This window comes from Rhizobacter sp. P3_B12 (genome assembly GCF_056402895.1).
In genome coordinates, this window is the sequence record NZ_JBFUGN010001318.1 from 1 (window position 1) to 1,351 (window position 1,351).

1 protein-coding gene and 1 pseudogene are annotated in these 1,351 nt (G+C 69.0%); one reads left to right on the forward strand and one right to left on the reverse strand.

The annotated features are described in order from the left end of the window. Positions 1–451: pseudogene (locus tag AC1D01_RS34875) on the forward strand (hypothetical protein); the annotation flags it as partial. Here the strand turns inward: AC1D01_RS34875 and AC1D01_RS34880 are convergent. Then, positions 366–1,351 (reverse strand): response regulator (locus tag AC1D01_RS34880; RefSeq protein ID WP_477874118.1); only part of this gene is annotated, 986 nt, incomplete at its 5' end. The pseudogene AC1D01_RS34875 and the gene AC1D01_RS34880 overlap by 86 nt on opposite strands.

Consider the following 1,351-nt stretch of genomic DNA (forward strand, 5'->3'; position numbering starts at 1 on the left):
GCGCAATGTGGCGATGCCGCTGCAGCTGGAGGGCAGCGTGATCCTGCCGCGATGGCTGGCCGACGAGCCGCGCGCCGAGCTCACCCGGCTGGCCGTGATGCCGGGTGCCGATCCGCAGACCCGGCTCATCCTGATGAAGGCCGCCTACCTGTACTGCCTGGCGAGCCAGGTGCGCTGGATGGTGATCGGTGCGCGCAGCAATGCGCTGATCCGGATCTACCAGGGGCTCGGATTCACCGATGTGCTCGGGCCCGACGACCGGGTACCGCTCGCGCATGCCGGCAACCTGCCGCACCGCATCCTGGCCTTCGATGTCACGGCGGCCGAACGCACCTGGCTGGCGTCAGGCCACGGGCTGTATCCGTTCATGATCGAGACCTTCCATCCGGATCTGAACCTGTTCCCGAAAGAATCCATGCTGCCTCAGCACGAGGCTCGTGTGGCGGCGTGACGCCCGGCGACGGCAGCACGCCGCTCCATTGCGCCAGGACCTGCATCAGTTCCTGGCGGTTGAAGGGCTTGGCGAGCAGGTCGTCCATGCCGGCATCGGCGCAGGCGCGCCGATCCTCGTCGGTCGACGTGGCCGTGATCGCGATGATCGGCACCCTGGGAAGGAGCAGGGTGCGCTCCTGCGCCCGGATCTCACGGGTGGCGGCCTGTCCGTCCATCGTGGGCATCTGGCAATCCATCAGCACGATGTCGGGCCGCTGCGACTCGCGCAGCGCCCGCCCGACGGCGTCGCGCCCATTGCCCACGCGTTCGTGGATCAGCCCCTGTTGTTTCAGGTAGGCGCAAAGGATCAGCGCGGAGACATCATCATCCTCCGCGACCAGCACGCGCCGCAGGTCGATCACGGGGGGCGCCGGCGCTGCACCATCCCGTGCTTCGCCGGGCGCTGTCGTGGAGGGCAGCCGGGCGATGAACACGAACTGGGAGCCGACGCCCGTCTGGCTGTGCACGCTCAGCGAGCCGCCCATCGCTTCGGCCAGTTCGCGGGCGATGGTGAGGCCGAGGCCGGCACGGCTGCTCATCGGCGCGCCGTCGGTGGCGGGCAATGGTGGAGTGGGCGCATCGAAGAGGTGATCCTGATCGGCCGGCGCGATGCCCGGGCCGGAGTCGCTCACCTCGACCTTCACCATGTCGGGCTCGCTCGTGCGCACGAGGTTCATCTCCACGCGGCCCCTCTCGGTGAATTTGATGGCGTTGCCGAGCAGGTTGTGCAGCACCTGCCTGAACCGCGCGGCGTCGCCCACCACCCAGCTCGGCCGCGCAAACGCATGCGTCATCGAGAAATCGAGGCCCTTGTCGGCGGCACGCAGGGCGAACACGTCGCCCACCAGGCCCGCCTGCG